Source organism: Microvirgula aerodenitrificans DSM 15089 (assembly GCF_000620105.1).
Lineage (GTDB): Bacteria > Pseudomonadota > Gammaproteobacteria > Burkholderiales > Aquaspirillaceae > Microvirgula > Microvirgula aerodenitrificans.
The window spans coordinates 41,297-56,675 of sequence record NZ_JHVK01000013.1 but is presented as its reverse complement, the minus strand read 5'-3'; the positions used below and the strand labels follow the sequence as shown (position 1 = coordinate 56,675).

Annotated in this window: 16 protein-coding genes; 12 read left to right on the top strand and 4 right to left on the bottom strand. The window is 63.8% G+C overall.

Annotated features, from left to right (window positions below; translation table 11 throughout):
- The first annotated feature begins 93 nt into the window (after positions 1–93).
- Positions 94–1,176, top strand: a complete 1,083-nt coding sequence (gene alr, locus Q352_RS0112000) for an alanine racemase (RefSeq protein ID WP_028499557.1) — start codon at positions 94–96, stop codon at positions 1,174–1,176.
- 59 nt (positions 1,177–1,235) lie between these two features.
- On the opposite strand, the gene Q352_RS0111995 is transcribed toward alr, so the two are convergent.
- The gene (locus Q352_RS0111995; protein ID WP_028499556.1) at positions 1,236–2,000 is read right to left on the bottom strand and encodes an IclR family transcriptional regulator; all 765 of its coding nucleotides are present in this window, start codon (positions 1,998–2,000) and stop codon (positions 1,236–1,238) included.
- 164 nt (positions 2,001–2,164) lie between these two features.
- Between Q352_RS0111995 and Q352_RS0111990 the strand changes: the two genes are divergently transcribed.
- The 10 genes from Q352_RS0111990 (at position 2,165) to Q352_RS20865 (ending at position 11,872) form a co-directional block, all read left to right on the top strand.
- The gene (locus Q352_RS0111990; RefSeq protein ID WP_028499555.1) at positions 2,165–3,352 is read left to right on the top strand and encodes an acyl-CoA dehydrogenase; all 1,188 of its coding nucleotides are present in this window, start codon (positions 2,165–2,167) and stop codon (positions 3,350–3,352) included.
- A 15-nt stretch (positions 3,353–3,367) separates the two neighbouring features.
- Positions 3,368–4,558: a CaiB/BaiF CoA transferase family protein gene (locus Q352_RS0111985; protein WP_028499554.1), complete on the top strand. Its 1,191-nt coding sequence runs from the start codon at positions 3,368–3,370 to the stop codon at positions 4,556–4,558.
- A 167-nt stretch (positions 4,559–4,725) separates the two neighbouring features.
- The gene (locus Q352_RS0111980) at positions 4,726–6,345 is read left to right on the top strand and encodes an electron transfer flavoprotein-ubiquinone oxidoreductase (RefSeq protein ID WP_036386181.1); all 1,620 of its coding nucleotides are present in this window, start codon (positions 4,726–4,728) and stop codon (positions 6,343–6,345) included.
- Positions 6,346–6,453: 108 nt separating this feature from the next.
- The gene (locus Q352_RS0111975; RefSeq protein ID WP_028499552.1) at positions 6,454–7,200 is read left to right on the top strand and encodes a Nif3-like dinuclear metal center hexameric protein; all 747 of its coding nucleotides are present in this window, start codon (positions 6,454–6,456) and stop codon (positions 7,198–7,200) included.
- A gap of 363 nt (positions 7,201–7,563) precedes the next feature.
- Positions 7,564–8,148: a ubiquinol-cytochrome c reductase iron-sulfur subunit gene (gene petA / locus Q352_RS0111970; protein WP_028499551.1), complete on the top strand. Its 585-nt coding sequence runs from the start codon at positions 7,564–7,566 to the stop codon at positions 8,146–8,148.
- 16 nt (positions 8,149–8,164) lie between these two features.
- On the top strand, positions 8,165–9,496 hold the full coding sequence (locus tag Q352_RS0111965; RefSeq protein ID WP_028499550.1) for a cytochrome b: 1,332 nt from the start codon (positions 8,165–8,167) through the stop codon (positions 9,494–9,496).
- Between the two features lie 14 nt (positions 9,497–9,510).
- Positions 9,511–10,272, top strand: a complete 762-nt coding sequence (locus Q352_RS0111960; protein ID WP_028499549.1) for a cytochrome c1 — start codon at positions 9,511–9,513, stop codon at positions 10,270–10,272.
- Between the two features lie 177 nt (positions 10,273–10,449).
- Positions 10,450–11,052 (top strand): glutathione S-transferase N-terminal domain-containing protein, encoded by a 603-nt coding sequence (locus Q352_RS0111955; RefSeq protein WP_028499548.1) that lies wholly within the window; start codon positions 10,450–10,452, stop codon positions 11,050–11,052.
- A gap of 5 nt (positions 11,053–11,057) precedes the next feature.
- Entirely contained in the window at positions 11,058–11,492 is a 435-nt protein-coding gene (locus Q352_RS0111950) for a ClpXP protease specificity-enhancing factor (protein WP_028499547.1), read from the top strand.
- Positions 11,493–11,557: 65 nt separating this feature from the next.
- Complete coding sequence (locus Q352_RS20865; RefSeq protein WP_051528905.1) at positions 11,558–11,872, top strand: cupin domain-containing protein; 315 nt, start codon at positions 11,558–11,560, stop codon at positions 11,870–11,872.
- A 310-nt stretch (positions 11,873–12,182) separates the two neighbouring features.
- Here the strand turns inward: Q352_RS20865 and Q352_RS22330 are convergent, their stop codons facing one another.
- From Q352_RS22330 to Q352_RS0111930, 3 genes are read right to left on the bottom strand one after another with little or no spacing between them, the layout of a single operon-like run.
- Complete coding sequence (locus Q352_RS22330; RefSeq protein ID WP_051528904.1) at positions 12,183–12,635, bottom strand: DUF3592 domain-containing protein; 453 nt, start codon at positions 12,633–12,635, stop codon at positions 12,183–12,185.
- Positions 12,632–13,093: a Holliday junction resolvase RuvX gene (gene ruvX, locus Q352_RS0111935; protein ID WP_028499546.1), complete on the bottom strand. Its 462-nt coding sequence runs from the start codon at positions 13,091–13,093 to the stop codon at positions 12,632–12,634. Before ruvX ends, Q352_RS22330 begins: the two co-directional genes overlap by 4 nt.
- Positions 13,094–13,118: 25 nt before the next feature.
- Positions 13,119–13,679 carry a YqgE/AlgH family protein gene (locus Q352_RS0111930; RefSeq protein WP_028499545.1) on the bottom strand — a complete coding sequence of 187 codons (561 nt, stop codon included), beginning with the start codon at positions 13,677–13,679 and terminating at the stop codon, positions 13,119–13,121.
- Positions 13,680–14,034: 355 nt separating this feature from the next.
- Here Q352_RS0111930 and gabT point away from each other — a divergent pair, with 355 nt between their 5' ends.
- Positions 14,035–15,315, top strand: coding sequence for a 4-aminobutyrate--2-oxoglutarate transaminase (gene gabT, locus Q352_RS0111925; protein WP_028499544.1), 1,281 nt, complete (start codon positions 14,035–14,037; stop codon positions 15,313–15,315).
- Positions 15,316–15,379: the final 64 nt, after the last annotated feature.

Genomic DNA, 15,379 nt, shown 5'->3' with positions numbered 1-15,379 from the left:
AACGTTTTGTTTAAAAAAGCACCGCTCCAGCGGAGATGGTTGATACTATCACACCGCGTGTTGCCCCCTGCTTATCGAGATTTGCCCTACATCATGACCCGTCCGATTCAAGCGACGATAGATCTCGCCGCCATCCGTCAGAATTACCTGCTTGCCAAACGTCTGGCCCCCAACAGTTTTGCCTTCGCCGTCATCAAGGCTGATGCCTACGGACACGGCTACTTGCGTGTCGCGCAGGCGCTCGCGCCGGTGGCCGACGGCTACGGGCTGATCAATATCGAGAACGCGCTGGCAATGCGCGAGGCCGGCATCACCCAGCCGATCCTGCTGCTGGAAGGCTGCTTCGACCGAGAGGAAGTCGACGTCGCCGTGGCGAACGGGCTGTGGGTGCCGGTGCATTCCGCCTTCCAGCTCGACTGGCTGCGCGCGCTGCCGGCCGGTGGCCGGCCGCTGGACGTGTTCATCAAGATCAACACCGGCATGAACCGGCTCGGCTTCCGGCCGGAGCAGGCCGCCGACGTGCTGGCCCGGCTGCGACAACTGCCGCAGGTCAGGGTGCGCGGGCTGATGACCCACTTCGCCACCGCCGATGACGACGAAGGCATCGAACCGCAGTTGCTGCGCTTCGACGCCGTCAATGCCAGACTGGATCTGCCGTGCTGCGTGGCCAACTCGGCCGCGACACTGCGCTACGACGTGGCGCGGCGCGAGTATGTGCGCCCGGGCATCATGCTGTACGGCGCGAGCCCGTTTGCCGACCAGTCGGCCGAACAGCTCGGCCTGGCGCCGACCATGAAGCTGGAAGCGGAAATCATCGGCGTGCAGGAACTGCAGCCGGGCGACCGGGTTGGCTATGGTGCACGCTTTACCGCGTCGCAGCCGATGCGCATAGGTGTTGTCGCCTGCGGCTATGCCGACGGCTACCCGCGCATCGCCCGTGCCGGCACGCCGTGCGTGGTCGACGGCGTCCGTACCCGGCTGGTCGGCCGGGTGTCGATGGACATGCTGACCATCGATCTCGATCCGGTGCCGCAGGCCGGCGTCGGCAGCAAGGTCACGCTGTGGGGTGGCGACGGCCTGTCGATCGACGAAGTGGCCGCCGGCGCCGACACGATCGGCTATGAGCTCATGTGTGCGCTGGCCGCGCGCGTGCCGGTGGTGGTGGTCGGCGAATAATAAGTCTTGTCTGAAGCCGGGCTTGCCCGGTTTTTTTGCGTCCGTCGTTCGGTGCCGGATCAGGCGCGGCCGGACAGGCGGTCGGCCAGCGCGACCAGATCCGGGGCGATGTCCTGCTCCATCCGTTCCTGGCTGATCTGGTAGGCCGGGCTGCTGGCGTTGATCGCCAGCTTGGGCTGGCCCTGCAGCATCGGCGCGATCGGCACTCCGACCGCCACCACCTCATCGTCGTAATCGCCATAGGACGAGGTAAAGCCGCGCTGGCGGTACTGGGCCAGGGCGGTTTCGATGCGGGCCGCTTCGGCCGGCCATGCCTCGCCGTAGTGCTGCCCGAGCCGCGCAAACACCCGGTCGCGTTCGGCCGCCTCCAGCCCCGCCAGCCAGGCGCGGCCGATGGCGGTGCGGGTCATCGGCACATGCGAACCAACCGACAACTGCACCGTTACCCGCGCGCTGCTGCGCGTGCATTCCAGATAGACCATCTCCACCCCGTCATCGGTTGCCAGGCTGCACGACACCTGATGGCGGTCGGCGAACTCGCGCATCAGTGGCGCGGCCAGCGTGCGCAGCTCGAAGCGGTTCAGTTGTGCGGCGGCCAGCGCCAGCACGCGGAAACCGAGGGTATAGCCATTGTCGACCGCATTCAGATAGCCGAGCTGGGTCAGGGTGTAGGTCAGCCGTGACACAGTCGATTTCGGCAGACCGGTGCGGCTGGCCAGTTGCAGATTGGTCATGCGCGCGGCGGTGCCGTCGAAGGCGGACAGCACGTCCAGGCCGCGCGCCAGCGCGGTTACGAAAAGTCGGTCTTTGTCGGTATCGGTCATGGTCGGCAAAAAAAGGGGGAAAGACGGGGCAAGGGCTTTGACAGTCACCGGTGCCGAGGGTATCTTGATTCCACATATTAGAACAAAGTTCCGCCTGGCGGAATTAAATTTGTCGGACGCCCCGCACCGGGGCAGGCGAAATCCTCTGCAAAGGAGTAAATCACATGGCTGCAACGCAAAACCGGGCCCCGTTCCAGTGGGATGACGCCCTGCTGCTGGAAGCAGAACTGACCGAAGAAGAACGCATGGTGCGCGACAGCGCGCACGACTACTGCCAGGAACGGCTGCTGCCGCGTGTCCGCCAGGGCTTCCGTGACGAGCGCTTCGACCGCGAAATCATGAGCGAGATGGGGGAACTGGGCCTGCTGGGCTGCACCATCGACGGCTACGGCTGCGCCGGCCTGTCGCACGTGGCCTACGGGCTGATCGCCCGCGAAGTCGAACGGGTCGATTCCGGCTACCGCTCGGCGATGAGCGTGCAGAGCTCGCTGGTCATGCATCCGATCTGGGCCTACGGTTCCGACGAGCAGAAGGACCGCTATCTGCCGAAGCTGGCCAGCGGCGAGTGGGTCGGCTGCTTCGGGCTGACCGAGCCGGACGCCGGCTCCGATCCGGCCGGGATGAAGACCCGTGCCCGTCGTGTCGACGGCGGCTATCTGCTGTCGGGCAGCAAGATGTGGATCACCAACAGCCCGATCGCCGACGTGTTCGTGGTCTGGGCCAAGGACGACGACGGCGAGATCCGCGGCTTTATCCTCGAAAAGGGCATGCCGGGGCTGTCGGCACCGAAAATCGAAGGCAAGTTCTCGCTTCGTGCGTCGATCACCGGCGAAATCGTCATGGACGAGGTCCAGGTGGCGGATGCGCAGCTGTTGCCGAACGTCAAGGGCCTGAAAGGGCCGTTCGGCTGCCTGAACAAGGCCCGCTTCGGCATCGCCTGGGGGGCGATGGGCGCTGCCGAGTTCTGCTGGCATGCTGCCCGCCAGTACACGCTGGACCGCAAGCAGTTCGGCCGCCCGCTGGCCGCCAACCAGTTGATCCAGTTGAAGCTGGCCAATATGCAGACCGAAATCAGCCTCGGGCTGCAGGCCGCGCTGCGGGTCGGCCGGCTGCTGGACGAAGGCCGCGCCGCGCCGGAAATGATCTCGCTGATCAAGCGCAACAACTGCGGCAAGGCGCTGGACATTGCCCGTGTCGCGCGCGACATGCATGGCGGCAACGGCATCAGCGATGAATACGGCGTGATCCGTCACATGCTGAACCTTGAGGCGGTCAACACCTACGAGGGCACCCACGACGTGCACGCGCTGATTCTCGGTCGCGCGCAGACCGGCATCCAGGCCTTTTCCTGAGCGCAAGGAGTTCACATGTCCGGTCCGCTTTCCGGCATCAGGGTGCTCGATCTGTCCCGCGTGCTGGCCGGCCCCTGGGCCAGCCAGACGCTGGCTGATCTCGGCGCCGATGTGGTCAAGATCGAACGTCCCGGCAGCGGGGACGATACCCGCCACTGGGGCCCTCCCAACCTCGACGACGGCACGGCGGCCTATTTCCTGGCCGCCAATCGCGGCAAGCGCTCGGTCACGGTCGACATCAGCCGGCCGGAAGGCCGCGAGCTGGTGGCGCGTCTGGCGGCCGAAGCCGATGTGCTGCTGGAAAACTACAAGGTCGGCGGGCTGCGCAAGTACGGCCTCGACTACGACAGTCTGAAGACGGTGAACCCGCGACTGATCTACTGCTCGATTACCGGCTTCGGCCAGACCGGGCCGTATGCACAGCATGCCGGTTATGACTACATCGTTCAGGGCATGTCGGGGCTGATGAGCATCACCGGCCCTGCCGACGGCGAGCCGCACAAGGTCGGGGTGGCGGTGACCGACCTGTTTACCGGCATGTACGCGGTCAGTGCCATTACCGCCGCGCTGTACGGGCGGGAAAAGAGCGGCCACGGCGAGCGGATCGATCTGGCGCTGTTCGACTGCGCCCTGACGATGCTGGCCAACGTCAACATGAACTGGCTGGTCGGCGGCAAGACCCCGTCGCGACTCGGCAATGGTCACGCCAATATCGTGCCCTACCAGGTCTTTGCCGCCAGCGACGGCCATTTCATCCTGGCCTGCGGCAACGACAGCCAGTTTGCGCGCGTCGCCGAGCAGGTCGGGCTGCCGGCACTGGCGCAGGACGACCGCTTCGCCACCAACCCGCAGCGGGTCGCCCATCGCGAACTGCTGGTGCCGCAACTGGCCGAAGTGTTCGCCACCCGTGGCCGCGATGAATGGCTGGCGCGACTCGATGCGGCCGGCGTGCCGTGCGGACCGATCAATACCGTCGACGAGGCCTTTGCCGATCCGCAGATTGTCGCGCGCGGTCTGCGCGCCGATCTGGTCGACGGTCATGGCCGGGCCGTGCCGCAGGTCGTGAGTCCGATCAGGCTGGAGGTCGAGCCGCTGGTTTATCATCGCGCGCCGCCGGCCCTGGGCGAGCACACCGGTGAGGTACTGGCGGAACTCGGCTATTCCGGGGACGAGGTGGCAAGGCTGCGGGCGCAGGGCGTGATCTGAAACGCCGCATTCGCTATGCGATTTTTTGTGTAAGCGGCCGGCTCCGGCCGCTTTATCATAGCGGGTTGAATAAAAAGTCAAACGCTCGTTTGACTCATTTGCCGATAGCATGCAATAGTTGCCGAAACCCGAAAAGCATGAAGGAGTCGCGCGTGGAACGCGAATACATGGAATACGACGTGGTGATCGTCGGTGGCGGCCCGGCCGGGCTGTCCAGCGCGATTCGCCTCAAGCAGCTCGCTGCCGAGAACGGCCGCGAGATTTCCGTCTGCCTGCTGGAAAAGGGCTCGGAAATCGGTGCCCACATTCTGTCCGGCGCGGTGATCGAGACCCGCGCCCTCGACGAACTGATCCCCGACTGGAAAGACAAGGGTGCGCCGCTGAATACGCCGGCGACCGCCGACCGTTTCCTGTATCTGACCGAAACCGGCTCGCGTGCGCTGCCGACGCCGCCGCAGATGCACAACGACGGCAATTACATCGTCAGCCTGGGCAACTTCTGTCGCTGGCTCGGCGAACAGGCCGAGGCGCTGGGCGTGGAAATCTACCCGGGCTTTGCCGCCGCCGAGGTGCTGTACCACGAGGACGGCTCGGTCAAGGGCGTGGCGACCGGCGACATGGGGCTGGACCGTGAAGGCAACCGCACCGATGCGTGGGAAGCCGGCATGGAATTGTGGGCCAGACAGACCATCTTCGCCGAAGGCTGCCGTGGCTCGCTGACCAAGACGCTGTTCGAGCGCTTCAAGCTGCGTGATGGCGTCGAGCCGCAGACCTATGGCATCGGCATCAAGGAACTGTGGGAGGTCAAACCGGAGCTGCATCAGCCGGGTTCGGTCACCCACACCATCGGCTGGCCGATGAATACCAGCACCTATGGCGGTTCGTTTATCTATCACCTGGAAAACAACCAGGTGGTGGTCGGCTATGTGGTCGGTCTGGACTACCAGAACCCGCACCTGTCGCCGTTCGATGAATTCCAGCGCTTCAAGACCCACCCGGCCATCCGCGGCGTGTTCGAAGGCGGTCGCCGGCTGTCGTACGGCGCCCGCGCGCTGTCCGAGGGCGGCCTGCAGTCGGTGCCGAAGCTGACCTTCCCCGGCGGCGTACTGGTCGGCGATACCGCCGGCTTCCTGAACGTGCCGAAGATCAAGGGCACGCACACGGCAATGAAGTCCGCCATGCTGGCGGCCGACACCCTTTTCGCGCTGCTCGGCGACGAGAACGCCGGCAACGAAGCCACCGGCTATACCGCCGCCTACAAGGCGAGCTGGGTCCACGACGAACTGTACAGCGTGCGCAATGTGCGGCCGTCGTTCCAGTGGGGGCTGTGGCCGGCCATGATCTACTCGGCCATCGACACCTATCTGTTCCGTGGTCGCGCACCGTGGACGCTGCATCACAAGCATGCCGACCACGAGACGCTGAAACCGGCCAGCCAGATGCCGAAGATCGTCTATCCGAAGCCGGACAATGTGCTGACCTTCGACAAGCTGTCCAGCGTGTTCCTGTCCAATACCAATCACCGCGAGGACGAGCCGATCCACTTGCGGCTGAAGGACCCGGGCGTGCCGATCCGCATCAACCTGGCGACATACGACGCCCCGGAGCAGCGCTACTGCCCGGCCGGCGTGTACGAGATCGTCGGGCAGGACACGGGGGAGCCCCGTCTGCAGATCAACTCGCAGAACTGTGTGCACTGCAAGACCTGTGACATCAAGGACCCGACCCAGAACATCAACTGGGTTACGCCGGAGGGTGGCGGCGGTCCGAACTATCCGAACATGTAACACTCCACGGATTGCCCGGCGACAACAGCGCCGGGCTTTTTTGCGCTTGGCCCGCCGGGTGTTGCACGGCACAATCCGGCCATTCCTTACCCTGACCCGGAGCCTGCCATGCTGCTCAGCGATCTCGTTTCCCGCCTCGATACCCTGCTGCAGCCGGGCGGGTTCAGGGACTATGCACCGAACGGCCTGCAGGTCGAGGGGCGCGGCGAAGTGCGGCGCATCGTCACCGGCGTGACCGCCAGTCAGGCGCTGATCGATGCCGCCATCGCCGATGGCGCCGATGCGCTGCTCGTCCACCATGGTTATTTCTGGAAGGGCGAGGACGCACGCGTGGTCGGCATCAAGCAGGCCCGGCTGAAGGCACTGCTGACGCACGACATCAGCCTGATCGCCTACCACCTGCCGCTCGATGCGCATGCCGAGCTGGGCAACAACGCCGGACTGGGCCGTGCGCTGGGCCTGGAGGCCGACGGGCAGACCGGTGAACAGAACCTGCTGTGGTACGGACGCAATGCAGACGGCGCGACGCTGGCCGGGTTTGGCGCGCGTATCGGGCAGGTGCTGGGCCGCACGCCGCTGCTGATCGGCGAGGCCGACCGGCCGCTGCGCCGGCTGGCCTGGTGCACCGGCGGCGCGCAGAGCTATTTCCAGGAGGCGATTGCGCTGGGGGTCGACGCGTTCGTGACCGGCGAGGCTTCCGAATACTGCTGCCACCTGGCCCGCGAGAGCGGCGTGGCCTTTATCGCCGCCGGCCACCATGCGACCGAGCGCTTTGGCGCGCAGGCGCTGGCCGGCTGGCTGCACGGCCAGGACGGGCTGAATGCCCGCTACGTCGACATCGACAATCCGGTCTGACAGGCAGACGGTCGACCGGATGCCGCCCGGCCGGCCTTTCTCCTTCAGCCATCTGTCACTGTAGGACATCCTGGATCAAGGGCAGGGCAAAAAACTGTAAGCCCGCTTTAAGCAATCCGGGTATTCAGTTAGAATCGCGGGGTTTAAGAGCCTGCAGACAAACCCGGCCCTGGAAAACCGGCGAGCGCCAGCGAGGTCCCCTCGCGCCGCCGAGGGCGGAGGGCGTCGGAATGAATCAGGCAGACTGCCGCCACCCGCGGGATTTTCATCAGTCCGGCCTGTGCCGGTACCGCCGGGGCGGCAAGCCCCAACTTTGTCAGCAGTCTGAGTTTAAGCTCCATATCTTGTTTGAGGATCAACACAATGAGTGAGCCGCAAGTGGACAACGGCCGTCGCCGCTTCCTGACGGTAGCTACCGCCGCAGCCGGCGGGGTCGCCGCCATCGGCGTTGCGACGCCGTTTCTGCTGAGCTTCTTCCCGTCCGAACGTGCCAAGGCAGCAGGCGCGCCGGTCGAGGTCGACATCAGCAAGCTGGAGGCAGGGCAGAAGATCAACGTCGAATGGCGTGGCAAACCTGTCTGGGTGATGAATCGTACGGAAGAGCAGATCAAGAGTCTGCCGAAGAACGATCCGAAGCTGGCCGACCCGAAGTCCGAGGTGCCGCAGCAGCCCGAGTACTGCAAGAACGCCACGCGTTCGATCAAGCCGAACCTGCTCGTCGCCGTGGGTATCTGTACCCACCTGGGCTGTTCGCCGACCTTCCGTCCGGACCTCGCGCCGGCCGACCTCGGTCCGGAGTGGCTGGGTGGCTTCTACTGTCCGTGCCACGGGTCGAAGTTCGACCTCGCCGCCCGGGTGTTCAGTGGCGTGCCTGCCCCGACCAATCTGGAAATTCCGCCACATAAATATCTTTCCGACGCGGTGATTCTCATCGGCGACGACAAGTAAATAAGAGGCGAAACACATGAGCAAGCAACAAGCGGTTCTGGATTGGATTGACGCGCGCTTCCCGCTGACGTCGACCTGGAAGGCGCACGTCTCCGAATACTACGCGCCGAAAAACTTCAACTTCTGGTACTTCTTCGGGTCGTTGGCCATGCTGGTTCTGGTGATCCAGATCCTGACCGGCATCTTCCTGACCATGAACTACAAGCCGGACGCGGCCACCGCGTTCTTCTCGGTCGAATACATCATGCGCGACGTGGCGGGCGGCTGGATCATCCGCTACATGCACTCGACCGGCGCGTCGATGTTCTTCGTCGTGGTCTATCTGCACATGTTCCGTGGCCTGATCTACGGCTCGTACAAGCAGCCGCGCGAACTGGTGTGGGTGTTCGGTACCCTGATCTTCCTCTGTCTGATGGCCGAAGCCTTCATGGGCTACCTGCTGCCGTGGGGCCAGATGTCGTTCTGGGGCGCCCAGGTGATCGTGAACCTGTTCGGTTCGATCCCGGTGATCGGCCCGGACCTGTCGGTCTGGATCCGGGGTGACTACGTGGTGTCGGACGCCACGCTGAACCGCTTCTTCGCCCTGCACGTGATTGCCGTGCCGCTGGTGCTGCTGGGTCTGGTGGTCGCCCACCTGATCGCGCTGCACGAAGTCGGCTCGAACAACCCGGACGGCGTCGAAATCAAGAAGAACAAGGACCCGGAGACGCACATCCCGCTCGACGGCATCCCGTTCCACCCGTACTACACCGTCAAGGACATCCTCGGCGTGGTCGTGTTCCTGATCGTGTTCAGCGCCATCGTGTTCTTCGCGCCGACGCTGCCGATCGGGCACAACAGCTACTTCCTGGAAATGCCGAACTTCGATCCGGCCGATCCGCTGAAGACGCCGCCGCACATTGCGCCGGTCTGGTACTTCACGCCGTTCTACGCCATCCTCCGCGCGATCCCGTCCTTCCTGGGTACCCAGGTCTGGGGTGTGATCGGCATGGGTGCCGCCGTGGTGCTGATCGCCTTCCTGCCGTGGCTTGACCGCTCGCCGATCAAGTCGATCCGCTACCGTGGCCCGAAGTTCAAGTTCATGCTGGTGCTGTTCCTGATCAGCTTCTTCGGCCTGGGCATCCTCGGTGCGATGCCGGCAACCAGCGAACGCACGGTGATCTCGCAGGTGCTGTCGTTCGTGTACTTCATGTTCTTCCTCGCCATGCCGTTCTACACCCGGAACGATGTCGGCTCGGTGCCGGTCCCGTCCCGCGTGACGGAAACCAACGGCAAGCGCCAACTGATGTTCGTGGTGTACTGGCTGGTGGCCATCGGCGGCGCGACACTGTTCGCCAAACTGGTCTGATCGAGGGGATAACGATGAAAATGCAATTCCGTCACCTGATCGCCGCACTGGCCTTCATCCTGCCGACCACGGCCGTCATGGCCGCCGGCGAAGGCCCGGAGCTCGAAAAGGCGCCGATCAACGTCCGCGATGTGGAAAGCCTGCAACGCGGTGCGCAGATCTTCACCAACTACTGTCTGTCGTGCCACAGCGCACAGGCGATGCGGTTCAATCGCCTGCAGGACATCAACCTGTCCGAAGAGCAGATCAAGAGCAACCTGATGTTCACCACCGACAAGATTGGCGACACGATGCACGCCGCCATGCCGGTCAAGGACGCCAAGGAATGGTTCGGCGCTGCGCCGCCGGACCTGTCGGTCATCGCCCGTTCGCGCGGCGCCGATTACCTGTACGCCTACCTGCGTGGTTTCTACCGTGACGACACCCGTCCGACCGGCTGGAACAACCTGGTGTTCGACAAGGTCGGCATGCCGCATGCACTGTGGCAATGGCAGGGCGACCAGGTTCTGCAAACGGTCAAGGGCAAGGACGGCAAGGACGAGCACAAGCTGGCCCTGGTCAAGGCCGGTTCCATGACCAAGCTGGAAAACGGCAAGGCCGATACGCGCGAGTTCGACCAGCGCATGGCCGACCTGACCAACTACCTGGTGTGGATGAGCGAACCGGTCCAGACCAAGCGTGAACAGATCGGCTATGTCGTGCTGATGTTCCTCGCGCTGGTCATGCTGCCGCTGGCCTACCTGCTGAAGAAGGAATACTGGAAGGACGTCCACTAAGGGCATTCTCCGGTAACAGTCGGCAATTCATGACAGACGGGTTTTTTGACCCGTCTGTTTTGTTTTTCAAATCAAGGGTTTGACGACTTGTGGTGGCAGTGCCGGAGAGCGGAGTGCTAGAATTCCCGCCATCCAGGCCTGTATGGCCCACATGACGTCTAGAGGATCTCCGTATTTATGATGACGCTTTATTCCGGCACCACCTGTCCTTTCAGCCATCGTTGCCGCATCGTGTTGTTCGAAAAGGGCATGGACTTCGAAATCAAGGAAGTCGACCTGCTGAACAAGCCTGAAGACCTGGCGGTGATGAACCCGTACAACGAAGTGCCGGTGCTGGTCGAACGCGACCTGATCCTCTACGAGTCGAACATCATCAACGAGTACATCGACGAGCGCTTCCCGCACCCGCAACTGATGCCGGCCGACCCGATCATGCGCGCCCGTGCCCGCCTGTTCCTGCATCGCTTCGAGCAGGAACTGTTCATCCACGTGAAGACGCTGGAAGGCTCGCCGAAGAAATCCGAAGCCGAAAAGGCCCGTGAAGGCATCCGCGACGGCCTGACCACCATCGCGCCGGTGTTCGCCAAGCAGAAGTTCATGCTCGGCGACGACTTCTCGATGATCGATGTCGCCGTGGCCCCGCTGCTGTGGCGTCTGGAAAGCTATGGCATCGACCTTGGCCGCGCCGCCGCGCCGATCCTCAAATACTCGGAACGGATCTTCACCCGTCAGGCGTTCATCGACTCGCTGACGCCGGCCGAAAAAGCCATGCGCAAGTGAGTCCCATGACGACATCGACCAAGCCCTATCTGATCCGCGCACTGTGGTCGTGGTGCGTGGACAACGGCTACACGCCGCACCTGGCCGTCTGGGTGGACGAGCGCACGCAGGTACCGCGCCAGTTCGTGCGCGACAACGAGATCGTGCTGAATATCGGCAACACCGCCACGCACGGCCTCGATATCGGCAACGACTGGATCACGTTCTCCGCCCGTTTCGGCGGTGTGGCGCATGCGATCCGGGTGCCGGTCGGCAACGTGGTGTCGGTCTTCGCCCGGGAAACCGGCGAGGGCATGGGGTTCGAGCTCGAAGTCGACGAGACGCCGGAGCGCCCGGCATTGCAGGCGGTAGAGGATCGTGATGACGATCCGACGCCTCCTGCCGGTCCGGATGCCGGCGGCACGCCGCCGGCCAGAGGCAAGCTGCGCATCGTCAAATAGGACGATGCCTGTCCATTTTCAAACCGGGTCCGTCGTGGCCCGGTTTTTTCTTGGGAGTACACACGATGAACGATCTCTCCATCGAGGTCAGCGACCTGCGCACGCTGGCATCCGGACTGGATGTCGACAGCGACTACCTGCTGGCCCGGGTCACCGAAGGCGATCTGCTGCTGCTGAACTACCGGCCACAGGCTGCGGCGTTTCCGGACGAGCAGCACGTGGTGTCCGAGCGCATCGTGGTGCTGGCCGGCCGCGTCGCGCTGGAGACCGCGCAGCAGCGGGTCGAGATGGCAGCCGGCCAGATGGCCTGTATTCCGCCCGGACTCAGCCACCACTATGCGGCTGACAGCGACGGGCAGGTGCTGGTGCTGTTCGGCTGACCGGTTTTTCTGTTGCGCAAAAAATAAGCAGGATGCGAATTGTTCATGTTGGTCAATGACTTGTCTGACTTGTCCACAGCACGTCCCCAACCCTGTCCCCGCCGATAGTGGATGAAGTCAGAGGGAACTTGTCCACAGTTCTGGCTGACCGCCAATTCCATTGGCATGGCTGACAGGGGCTTGTGCAAAAAACAGACAGCAACGGGAAGATGAAGCGATTTCAATGAGATAGCAGAGTTTTCCACAGGCAGTCCCCTGCGCCATCCCCGTTGCCGGGGGATGAACCGGCATTGCTGTGGAAAACCGGCGTTCAGCCGGCGACCAGCACGGCGATGGCGATGACGGCGACCAGAGTGGCCATGGCCATGCCGGCCCAGACGGTCCAGTGGCGGCCGGCCTCCAGCACGCTGTCGGCCGGGTTGGCCGGATTCACGTGCACGCGCACCGGCTGACCCGCCGGATAGCGGGCGGCAATGGCGGCTTCGCCGGCCTCGTTGTCGCTGTAGCCGGGCTCGGGATAACGGCGGCGGCTGGCATCGTACTGCCGGCCGTTCAGCGTGTAGCGATAGTGGATCACCGCCTTGTAGTCCCACTGCCGTGCCGCGCTGCCGCGGGCGGCGCGGGTCTCGACCCGGCTGTCGAGCACGCTGCCGGTCACCTGCGGCCAGTCGAGTGCGGCGGCGGCCTTGCTGCCCTGGCGATGAATCATCAGTGCGCCAAGCAGACCGCCGAGGGCCAGCGCCAGCAGCACCAGCGTCCTCATTCGCGTTCCTCGCTGCCGCCCTTCACATCGAGCGCTTCGCCGCCGCCATCAAAATAGGTCTGCAGGATCAGCTGGGCGGCGATCTGGTCGAGGGCCGGCTTCTGCCTGCGGCCGCGCAGGCCGGCTTCCCTGAGCATTTCTTCCGCGACCAGCGAGGTGTGGCGTTCGTCGACCAGAAACACCGGCAGGCCGAAACGACCGTGCAGGCGCTGGGCAAAACGCCGCGCCAGACGGGTCATTTCGTGCGGGGTACCGTCGGCATGGGTCGGCAGGCCGACCACCAGCCCTTCCGGCTGCCAGTCATGCAGCAGGGTGGCGATGCGGGCAAAGCGTTCGTCGTTGTTCGGGGTCGCCAGCGTTTCCAGCGGATGGGCCAGGGCCACCAGGCGTTCGCCGACGGCAACGCCGATGCGGACTTCGCCAAAGTCGAAGCCGAGATAAGTTCCGTTCATGATCATTTCCTGCAGGACGTCTGGCCCTGCATCAGGCGTGCCCGGCCTGGCCGAACAGCGCCAGCGGATCGAAGCCCAGCAGCTTCATGGCGGCGTCGTAGCGGTCTTCCGGCGGCAGGTCGAAGGCGATACGCATGTCGGCCGGCACGGTCAACCAGCCGTTGTGCGACAGCTCATGTTCCAGCTGGCCGGCTTCCCAGCCGGCGTAGCCGAGCGTGACGATGAAGCGCTCCGGTCCCTGACCCTTGCCGGTATCGGTCAGGATGTCCTTCGACGTGGTCATGGCGACATCGTCGGTGACGGTCAGCGTCGACTGCCAGTTGCCGATCGGCTCATGCAGCACGAAGCCGCGATCGGACTGCACCGGCCCGCCGTAGTAGACCGGCAGGTCGGCGAACTGCGGCTGGTCCAGCGTCAGACCGATTTGCCGGTACAGCGTTGCCATGGTCATGTCGGACGGTCGGTTGATCACCATCCCCATGGCGCCGCGCTCCGAGTGCTCGCACAGATAGACCACGGCGCGGGCGAAGAACGGGTCGTCCATGTGCGGCATGGCGATCAGAAAATGGTGGGAGAGGGAGAATTCGCTCATGTCTCGATTATGGCATGAGCGGGCCGCATTGGCGGTGGAACGCGCACGCGGAAAACCGCATGCCGGAGCGTTTAATTTTTTTGCCGCACCCTGTGGTTATTTTCTAAACACGTGATTACAATCTTCGACACTTGTTGCAGACTTGTCTGACAATAAACGCCGATTTGGCGAAATTTCAGTGCCATAAGTGCTGAAGTGTTGACCAAAACAGGCCATGTCAAGGTTTTGCATGAGAAAAACGCCATCAAACGCTTAAAAAATTAAACACGCGCCGAGATGGTTGTCATGAGTCGCCGATCCGGCCTTTACCTGCGAAAGATCCGGCGGGCCTGCCCGCCGCCAGGAGAGATACAAGATGAGCAAGAATGCTGAACTTCAAGCCCGCAAAGATGCCGCCACGCCGCGTGGCGTCGGCGTCATGTGTGGTTTTTATGCCGACCATGCCAAGAATGCCGAAATCTGGGATGTCGAAGGCAACCGCTATATCGACTTCGCCGGCGGCATCGGCGTACTGAACACCGGCCACCTGCACCCGAAAGTGGTCGCGGCAGTCGATGCCCAGTCGAAGAAGTTCTCGCACACCTGCTACCAGGTCGTTCCGTACGAGCTGTACGTCGATGTGGCAGAAAAGATCAATGCCCTGACCCCGGGCAAGCACGCGAAGAAGACCGCCTTCTTCAGCACCGGCGCCGAAGCGGTGGAAAACGCGGTCAAGGTCGCCCGCGTGGCCACCGGCCGTGCCGGCGTGATCGCCTTCTCCGGCGCCTTCCACGGCCGCACCATGCTCGGCATGGCGCTGACCGGCAAGGTCGCGCCGTACAAGCTGGGCTTCGGTCCGTTCCCGGGCGACGTCTATCACGTGCCGTACCCGAACCCGTTCCATGGCGTGTCCAGCGAAGATGCCCTGCAGGCGCTGAAGGGGCTGTTCAAGTACGAAATCGACCCGAAGCGCGTCGCCGCGATCATCATCGAACCGGTGCAGGGCGAGGGCGGTTTCAACGTCACCCCGTACGATTTCCTGCGCGAACTGCGCAGCCTGTGTGACGAACACGGCATCCTGCTGGTCGCCGATGAAGTCCAGTCCGGCTTTGCCCGTACCGGCAAGATGTTCGCCATCGAGCATTCCGGCGTGCAGCCGGACCTGGTGACCATGGCCAAATCGCTGGCCGGCGGTTACCCGCTGTCCGCGCTCAGCGGCCGTGCCGAACTGATGGATGCGGCGGCTCCCGGCGGCCTTGGTGGCACCTATGCCGGCAGCCCGCTGGCGCTGGCCGCCGCGCAGGCCGTCATCGACGTCATCGCCGAAGAGAAGCTGTGCGAACGCTCGGTCCGCCTCGGTGACCAGTTGCGCGAACGCGTGAACGGGCTGAAGAGCCGCGTGCCGCATATCGCCGACGTGCGCGGTCTGGGTGGCATGGTCGCCCTCGAAATCATGAAGCCGGGCACGCACGAGCCGGACGCCGATTTCACCAAGAAGGTCCAGCAGCACGCCCTGGCCAATGGCCTTATCCTGCTGACCTGCGGCATGTACTACAACGTAGTTCGCTTCCTGTTCCCGCTGACCATCGAAGATGCGGTGTTCGACGAAGCGCTGGGCAAGCTCGAAGCGGCCCTGCTGCACGCGGCAAACGCCTGAACCCGAGTTCGTCCGCCGGCCCCGCGCGGGGCCGGCGTGTCGTTGTGGCCAACACGAGAGAGAG

What these genes read in the sequence shown, in the direction of transcription:
- alr (WP_028499557.1), top strand. Translation starts at nt 94, where the DNA reads ATGACCCGTCCGATTCAAGCGACGATAGATCTCGCCGCCATCCGTCAG.
- Q352_RS0111995 (WP_028499556.1), bottom strand. Translation starts at nt 2,000, where the DNA reads ATGACCGATACCGACAAAGACCGACTTTTCGTAACCGCGCTGGCGCGC.
- Q352_RS0111990 (WP_028499555.1), top strand. Translation starts at nt 2,165, where the DNA reads ATGGCTGCAACGCAAAACCGGGCCCCGTTCCAGTGGGATGACGCCCTG.
- Q352_RS0111985 (WP_028499554.1), top strand. Translation starts at nt 3,368, where the DNA reads ATGTCCGGTCCGCTTTCCGGCATCAGGGTGCTCGATCTGTCCCGCGTG.
- Q352_RS0111980 (WP_036386181.1), top strand. Translation starts at nt 4,726, where the DNA reads ATGGAATACGACGTGGTGATCGTCGGTGGCGGCCCGGCCGGGCTGTCC.
- Q352_RS0111975 (WP_028499552.1), top strand. Translation starts at nt 6,454, where the DNA reads ATGCTGCTCAGCGATCTCGTTTCCCGCCTCGATACCCTGCTGCAGCCG.
- petA (WP_028499551.1), top strand. Translation starts at nt 7,564, where the DNA reads ATGAGTGAGCCGCAAGTGGACAACGGCCGTCGCCGCTTCCTGACGGTA.
- Q352_RS0111965 (WP_028499550.1), top strand. Translation starts at nt 8,165, where the DNA reads ATGAGCAAGCAACAAGCGGTTCTGGATTGGATTGACGCGCGCTTCCCG.
- Q352_RS0111960 (WP_028499549.1), top strand. Translation starts at nt 9,511, where the DNA reads ATGAAAATGCAATTCCGTCACCTGATCGCCGCACTGGCCTTCATCCTG.
- Q352_RS0111955 (WP_028499548.1), top strand. Translation starts at nt 10,450, where the DNA reads ATGATGACGCTTTATTCCGGCACCACCTGTCCTTTCAGCCATCGTTGC.
- Q352_RS0111950 (WP_028499547.1), top strand. Translation starts at nt 11,058, where the DNA reads ATGACGACATCGACCAAGCCCTATCTGATCCGCGCACTGTGGTCGTGG.
- Q352_RS20865 (WP_051528905.1), top strand. Translation starts at nt 11,558, where the DNA reads ATGAACGATCTCTCCATCGAGGTCAGCGACCTGCGCACGCTGGCATCC.
- Q352_RS22330 (WP_051528904.1), bottom strand. Translation starts at nt 12,635, where the DNA reads ATGAGGACGCTGGTGCTGCTGGCGCTGGCCCTCGGCGGTCTGCTTGGC.
- ruvX (WP_028499546.1), bottom strand. Translation starts at nt 13,093, where the DNA reads ATGATCATGAACGGAACTTATCTCGGCTTCGACTTTGGCGAAGTCCGC.
- Q352_RS0111930 (WP_028499545.1), bottom strand. Translation starts at nt 13,679, where the DNA reads ATGAGCGAATTCTCCCTCTCCCACCATTTTCTGATCGCCATGCCGCAC.
- gabT (WP_028499544.1), top strand. Translation starts at nt 14,035, where the DNA reads ATGAGCAAGAATGCTGAACTTCAAGCCCGCAAAGATGCCGCCACGCCG.